Here is a 7,116-nt window from a genome sequence, read left to right on the forward strand (position 1 = left end):
ATTTTATTACTTATATAATTTTATCTTCGCAGTTGCGTTATTCCCATATAGGAATCGCCCCAAAAGCATGTTAAAACGATTTGTTTTACTTTTTTTTATGTTAATTTGTTCGGTTTCTTTCGGACAAATTGGAGGGCGCTACACCTATCAATTTCTTAATTTGACGACTTCTCCCAGGCAAGCAGCGTTAGGAGGCAAAAATATAACGATTTATGATGAAGATGTCAATCAGGTTATGTCTAATCCAGCAGCTTTAAACGAAGATATGGACAATCACCTGGCGATGAATTATGGTAGTTATTACGGAGAAGCTTCTTATGGAACTGCTTCTTATGCTTATACTTACGACAGGCATGTGCAAACATTCTATGCCGGAGTAAGTTATGTAAACTATGGCTCATTTGAAGGTTATGACGAAAATGGTCAGGCAACATCAGATTTTACAGGAAGCGAAGGCGCGCTATCATTAGGTTACGCATATAATATACCTTATACAGACATACATGTTGGTACAAATGTAAAGTTAATAACTTCAACCTTAGAAAGTTATAATTCTATTGGAGGTGCAATTGATTTAGGCTTTTTGTATATAATTGAAAAAAATGATGTAAATTTGGCGCTGGTAATTCGTAATATTGGTACACAGTTTACAACATACTCAGGAATACAGGAAAAATTACCATTTGAAATCATTGCGGGGGCTTCGCAAGAATTAGAGCACGTACCCATTCGCTGGCATTTTTCTTTAGAGAATTTGCAACAATGGAATATCTCTTTTTCGAACCCTGTTCGTGGAGGAACCAACATAGACGGTTCAACAAGTGAAGAGAAAGTTTCGTTTGTAAATAATGCTTTGCGACATGTTGTTTTGGGTGTGGAGCTTTTTCCAAAAAAAGCATTTAATATACGTTTAGGATATAATTTTAGAAGAGGTGAAGAATTGAGAGTTGATGAGCAACGTAATTTTTCAGGAGTTTCATTAGGGTTTGGATTAAAAATGAATAAGTTAAAATTTAATTATTCGTATTCAAGATATACATTGGCAGCAAATACAAGTCTTTTTGGTCTAATTTTAAATTTTCAATAATTATATGAAAATATTCAGTTTGTTTTTGTTTATGACTGTAGGGGTTTTAACGGGTTCAAAACACTACTATAAAGAAGAAGCTATGACCACTCTGGAAGTAGAAAGAATGAATACCAGAGTTAGTGAAATAAGAAATATGATTAGTATTGATCCTAAATACAATACTAAGATTGCTTTTTTTGTCGACATGAGAATACCATCCGGCAAAAATCGTTTTTTTGTTTATGACTTAGTAAACAATAAAATTCTCGATCAGGGATTAGTGGCCCACGGATCTGGATCAGAAACAGGAGTAAAAGGCAGCTTGAAATTTAGTAACTCTGCCAATTCTAATTGTACAGCATTAGGAAGATATGCGATCGGAAAAAATTACAAAGGAATTTTTGGTAAAGCATATCGATTAAGTGGCTTAGATGAAACCAATAATAATGCTTTATCGAGAGCTATAGTTTTACATTATTATTCTGCAGTACCTTATGAAGAGCAGGATTATTATATTAGCAATAGTCATGGATGCCCAATGGTAAACGAGCAATTCTTTAAAAGAATTGAAAAATATATTGATACTTCAAAATCAAATATTATCTTAGATATTTACTATTAAATAAAGATAGTTAACAGCAATAAAATCAAACTTTACATTGAATGATATTATTATCAGTAAATATTTTTTTACTGATAATTTTTTTTGTGTTTGTTTTAAATTTTCTTTTCGTCTTACATAAAAGAGCCTTAAGTGCCACCACAATAAATTAAAATAAAAAATGAAAAAAATTACCGTTGCAATTGATGGATACTCCTCAACAGGAAAAAGCACTTTGGCAAAACAATTGGCAAAAGAGTTAGAATATGTTTATGTAGATACCGGAGCAATGTACCGCGCAGTGGCATATTTTGCTATGCAGAATAAGTTTATTGGAGCTGATTTTTTTGATAAAAAAGCTTTGATTGATAGTTTACCAAAAATTGTACTGGAATTTAAATTTAATACTGATTTGGGTTTTGCCGAAATGTATCTGAATAGCGAGAATGTCGAAAAACAAATTAGAACTATCGAAGTTTCTAACTTTGTTAGTAAAGTTGCCGAAGTTTCAGAAGTACGTTCTAAATTAGTAGAACAGCAACAGGAAATGGGAAAAAATAAAGCTATCGTTATGGATGGCAGGGATATAGGGACTGTTGTTTTTCCTGCTGCTGAATTGAAAATTTTCATGACAGCAAGTGCTGAAACACGTGCGCAAAGACGTTTTGATGAATTACAGCAAAAAGGGGATAATGTTTCTTATGAAGAGGTTTTAAAAAATGTAGTCGAAAGAGATTATATCGATACACACCGGGAAGATTCGCCTTTGGTGATCGCTGATGATGCTGTAGAAATTGATAATTCTTACTTAAATAGAGAGGAACAGTTTGCTGCTGTATTAGAATTGGTAAATGAAGTTATTAAAACGAATTAAATTTTGTAGATTATTTATTTTAATGGTAGTTTTACCGCTTCATTTATATTTTAAAGACAATTTCATCTTATGGGAATTAAAAACAGGTTGATTATAATGAGCTTTCTTCAATTCTTTGTTTGGGGAGCCTGGCTTATAACAATTGGGAATTATTGGTTTGGAACTAAAAATTGGGAAGGAACTCAGTTTGGTCTCGTTTTCGGAACCATGGGAATTGCTTCTTTATTCATGCCTACACTTACGGGAATTATTGCCGACAGATGGGTAAACGCAGAAAAATTGTATGGCTTTTTGCATATACTTTATGCAGTAGTTTTATTTGGTATTGCACATGTCACTACGCCGGATAATTTTATATATGTAATGTTTGCCGCAATGTGTTGTTATATGCCCACTATTGCTCTAAGTAACTCGATTTCGTATACTTCGTTAAAATTAAATAATAAAAATATCGTAAAAGATTTCCCGCCCATTCGTGTTTGGGGAACTATTGGTTTTATTGCAGCCATGTGGATTACTAATCTAAGTGGAAGTAAAGCTACTGAATATCAGTTTTATATTGCAGGAGTTGGAGCCTTGATCCTTGGTATTTATGCTTTTACGTTACCAAAATGCGAACCACAACGTTTGACTAAAGAAGATGCTTCTTTAACTGAAACATTAGGCTTAGAGGCCTTCAAGTTGTTTGGAAATTATAAAATGGCTTTGTTTTTTGTGTTTTCTATGTTTTTAGGAGGTGCTTTGCAATTAACAAATGCCTATGGAGATGTGTTTCTTGATGAGTTCAAACATTTTCCTAAATATGCAGATTCATTTGTGATTCAGTATTCGACTATTATAATGTCAATTTCTCAGGTATCAGAAACCTTATTTATTTTGGCTATTCCGTTTTTCTTAAGACGTTTTGGAATCAAGCAAGTAATGTTGATCAGTATGCTGGCTTGGGTTTTACGTTTTGGATTATTTGCTTTTGGAGACCCTGTTGGTGGTTTATGGATGATTATTATGTCGTGTATCGTTTACGGAATGGCATTTGATTTCTTTAATATCTCAGGTTCATTATTCGTAGAAAGTAATACCGATTCTAAAATACGTTCATCTGCACAAGGTTTATTCATGATGATGACCAATGGAGTGGGAGCGGTTTTAGGAAGTTTAACTTCTGGTTGGGCAATTGATCGTTTCTTTACAAAATCATTTCACAATACAACTGAATTGGCCGGATTTTTACAAACGGATGCTTCAAATTCAAAAATGCTGGATTTTGTAAAAGGTCAGGGAAATACAATTTCTACAGACGGAATTTTTACAAATCCAATTTTGATGAAAGACTGGCATACAATCTGGCTGTCATTCGCCGCTTATGCTTTGGTTATTGCAATTGCTTTTGCTGTTTTATTTAAACATAAACATGATCCGAAAGAGATTGAGAATTTGAGTCATTAAAGAATAAAAACATATATAATCTTTCTTTAAATCAGATAAAGAAAAGATTAGATAGTATTATAAAAATAAAAAACACCACAAAAGTTTCTAAATTTAGAAACTTTTGTGGTGTTTTTGCTATAGGTAAACACGTGAAATATTTTGAAAGTAAAACAAAATGAAATTATGACCAAAAATGAAATGAAATCGTATTCGCTTTCTGAAATGAAAGATGAAGTTATTGGGAAAATAGGCACACCTGAAAGAGATCAATATGAATATGAACTTAATATGGATATTTTGGGGAAAATGATTAAAACTGCAAGAAAAGAAAGGAATCTTACTCAAGAACAATTAGGAGAATTAATTGGAGTTAAAAAAGCTCAGATATCTAAATTAGAAAGCAGTACTAATAGTGCAACAATTGATACTATAATTAAAGTTTTTAAAGCATTAAAGGCTGAAATAAGTTTTAATGTAAAAATTGAAGATAAGATCTTACAAGTATCCTAAACCTTTGACAAAGATAGAACAAGGTTTCAAATCTTTGTCAAAGTTTAAAACCAAAGTTCCTTACAGCCTTGGTTTTAAACTCTAAAATTATAATCGTATTTAAAACCTAGCCCAAGGTTTCAAGCTTGGGACACAAAGTATATGCGATCAGATATTGCGCCCCAAGGTTGAAACCTCGGGCAATGCTTGTAATATTATATGCAAAAAGGTTCGCAAAGCTATAAATTAATCTTTGCGAACCTTTGCGTAAATCTTAGCTCCCGATAGCTCAATCTCATTAAGTTAAGGAAAAATCTATAGTGCTATTGCTAGAGTCTCCTCCGTCGAATTGACAAAAATGCACAGATTAACTTTAAAATTGAGCTTTTATAAAAGTTCCCTACACTCTTGGTTTAAAACTTTGACAAAGATAGCCGCGAGTAGTAAACCTAAAAGTTTTTATCCCGAGGCTCCGAGGACTATTGAGTTTGTTGTAATAAGATACTTAAAAGTACAAAACTTCTAATGTAGCCCCGATAGAGCGGTTATCCTTTTATGTCCGCCGCGGCGTGCATAAAAGATAGGAGCGAAAGCGGGACTTAAGGTCTTTAAAAACAGGAAATCTTCTGCTCCTGAACAATAGAGTGATAATGATATAGAATTGTTTTGCTATTACAAATAAATGTATTAATTTTGCAAACCTTTTGGTAGAGAAGAGTTTCCATTAGGTATCAACTATTTATGTAAAACAACTTCTGTTTTTTCTATCACTTTAAGAAACTCGAGAAAAACAGAATACAAATTTTTTATCAGCATGTCTGAACAATTAAAATCACAAGAAGAGTTTTTAGCAAATTTTAACTGGCATAACTTCGAAGAAGGTATCGATGCAGTAGATGAGAAAAACTTACAAGAATTCGAAGACTTAGTATCAAAAACTTTCATCGCTACAGATCAAGAAGAAGTAGTAGAAGGTGTAGTTGTTAGAATTACAGATAGAGACGTAATCGTTGATATCAACGCAAAATCGGAAGGTGTTATTTCTTTAAACGAATTCCGTTACAACCCAAACTTAAAAGTTGGTGATAAAGTAGAAGTATTAATCGACATCCGTGAGGACAAAACAGGTCAATTAGTATTATCTCACAGAAAAGCACGTACTATTAAATCATGGGATAGAGTTATTTCTGCAAACGAAACAGGAGAAATCGTTAATGGTTTTGTAAAATGCAGAACTAAAGGTGGTATGATCGTTGACGTTTTTGGAATTGAAGCTTTCTTACCAGGATCTCAAATTGACGTTAAGCCAATTAGAGACTACGATGTATATGTAAACAAAATGATGGAATTCAAAGTGGTAAAAATTAACCACGAATTCAAAAACGTTGTTGTATCTCATAAAGCGCTTATCGAAGCTGATATCGAAGTACAGAAAAAAGAAATCATCGGTCAATTACAAAAAGGACAAGTATTAGAAGGTGTTGTTAAAAACATTACTTCTTATGGTGTGTTTATTGACTTAGGTGGTGTTGATGGATTAATTCACATTACTGACCTTTCTTGGAGTCGTATTAACCACCCAAGTGAAGTTCTTGAATTAGACCAAAAATTAAACGTTGTAATCCTTGATTTCGATGATGAGAAAACAAGAATTCAATTAGGATTGAAACAATTAAACGCTCACCCATGGGATGCTTTAGATGCTAATTTAACTATTGGTGATAAAGTAAAAGGTAAAGTAGTTGTAATCGCTGATTACGGTGCATTTATCGAAGTTGCAGAAGGTGTTGAAGGTTTAATCCACGTTTCTGAAATGTCATGGTCTACACATTTACGTTCTGCTCAGGATTTCGTAAAAGTTGGAGATGTTGTTGAGGCTGTTATCTTAACTTTAGATAGAGATGACCGTAAAATGTCATTAGGTATCAAACAATTGACTCAGGATCCATGGACTGATATTACTTCTAAATACCCGGTAGGTTCTAAACATACAGGTATCGTTAGAAACTTTACAAACTTTGGTATTTTCGTAGAATTAGAAGAAGGAATTGATGGATTAATTTACATCTCTGACTTATCTTGGACTAAGAAAATCAAACACCCATCTGAGTTTGTAAATGTTGGTGAAAAACTTGATGTAGTAGTATTAGAATTAGATGTTGAAGGACGTAAATTATCTTTAGGTCATAAACAAACTACTGCTAATCCTTGGGATCAATACGAAGATTCTTTCGCTGTAGGAACTATCCACAATGGTGAAATTTCTGAAATCGTTGACAAAGGAGCTACTGTAGAATTCGGAGATGATATCGTTGCTTTCATTCCTACTCGTCACCTTGAAAAAGAAGACGGAAAGAAATTGAAAAAAGGGGATACTGCTGATTTCAAAGTAATTGAATTTAACAAAGAATTCAAAAGAGTAGTTGCTTCTCACACTGCTATCTTCCGTGAAGAAGAAGAGAAAAATGTGAAAACTGCAACTGAAAATACTTCATCTAACTCATCTACAAATGCACCAGCTGCAACTTTAGGAGATAACAATGATGTATTAGCTGCATTGAAAGCTAAAATGGAAAAAACAGAGAAAAAATAATTCTTACGTTTTTCTAAATATAGAAAGTCCCACAGCAATGTGGGACTTTTTTTTGCTTTATA

General features: G+C 33.0%; 6 protein-coding genes. All 6 read left to right on the plus strand.

All coding sequences use genetic code 11. The annotated features are described in order from the left end of the window. The first annotated feature begins 67 nt into the window (after positions 1-67). The 6 genes from porQ (at position 68) to rpsA (ending at position 7,054) form a co-directional block, all read left to right on the plus strand. Positions 68-1,087: a type IX secretion system protein PorQ gene (gene porQ, locus B0A64_RS18375; protein ID WP_089480961.1), complete on the plus strand. Its 1,020-nt coding sequence runs from the start codon at positions 68-70 to the stop codon at positions 1,085-1,087. A gap of 4 nt (positions 1,088-1,091) precedes the next feature. After that, entirely contained in the window at positions 1,092-1,691 is a 600-nt protein-coding gene (locus B0A64_RS18380) for a murein L,D-transpeptidase catalytic domain-containing protein (protein WP_089480962.1), read from the plus strand. A gap of 160 nt (positions 1,692-1,851) precedes the next feature. Further along, complete coding sequence (gene cmk, locus B0A64_RS18385; protein ID WP_089480963.1) at positions 1,852-2,544, plus strand: (d)CMP kinase; 693 nt, start codon at positions 1,852-1,854, stop codon at positions 2,542-2,544. A 69-nt stretch (positions 2,545-2,613) separates the two neighbouring features. Next, positions 2,614-3,990 (plus strand): nucleoside permease, encoded by a 1,377-nt coding sequence (locus B0A64_RS18390; protein WP_089480964.1) that lies wholly within the window; start codon positions 2,614-2,616, stop codon positions 3,988-3,990. Positions 3,991-4,155: 165 nt separating this feature from the next. Then, positions 4,156-4,482 carry a helix-turn-helix domain-containing protein gene (locus B0A64_RS18395; protein WP_089480966.1) on the plus strand — a complete coding sequence of 109 codons (327 nt, stop codon included), beginning with the start codon at positions 4,156-4,158 and terminating at the stop codon, positions 4,480-4,482. A gap of 793 nt (positions 4,483-5,275) precedes the next feature. Continuing rightward, positions 5,276-7,054 carry a 30S ribosomal protein S1 gene (gene rpsA, locus B0A64_RS18400; RefSeq protein ID WP_089480965.1) on the plus strand — a complete coding sequence of 593 codons (1,779 nt, stop codon included), beginning with the start codon at positions 5,276-5,278 and terminating at the stop codon, positions 7,052-7,054. Positions 7,055-7,116: the final 62 nt, after the last annotated feature.

It is taken from the genome of Flavobacterium araucananum, assembly GCF_002222055.1.
Lineage (GTDB): Bacteria > Bacteroidota > Bacteroidia > Flavobacteriales > Flavobacteriaceae > Flavobacterium > Flavobacterium araucananum.

Bases quoted from the DNA above. Each gene is read 5' to 3' on its own strand.
- B0A64_RS18395 (WP_089480966.1), top strand. From the start codon at position 4,156: ATGACCAAAAATGAAATGAAATCGTATTCGCTTTCTGAAATGAAAGAT.
- porQ (WP_089480961.1), top strand. From the start codon at position 68: ATGTTAAAACGATTTGTTTTACTTTTTTTTATGTTAATTTGTTCGGTT.
- cmk (WP_089480963.1), top strand. From the start codon at position 1,852: ATGAAAAAAATTACCGTTGCAATTGATGGATACTCCTCAACAGGAAAA.
- rpsA (WP_089480965.1), top strand. From the start codon at position 5,276: ATGTCTGAACAATTAAAATCACAAGAAGAGTTTTTAGCAAATTTTAAC.
- B0A64_RS18380 (WP_089480962.1), top strand. From the start codon at position 1,092: ATGAAAATATTCAGTTTGTTTTTGTTTATGACTGTAGGGGTTTTAACG.
- B0A64_RS18390 (WP_089480964.1), top strand. From the start codon at position 2,614: ATGGGAATTAAAAACAGGTTGATTATAATGAGCTTTCTTCAATTCTTT.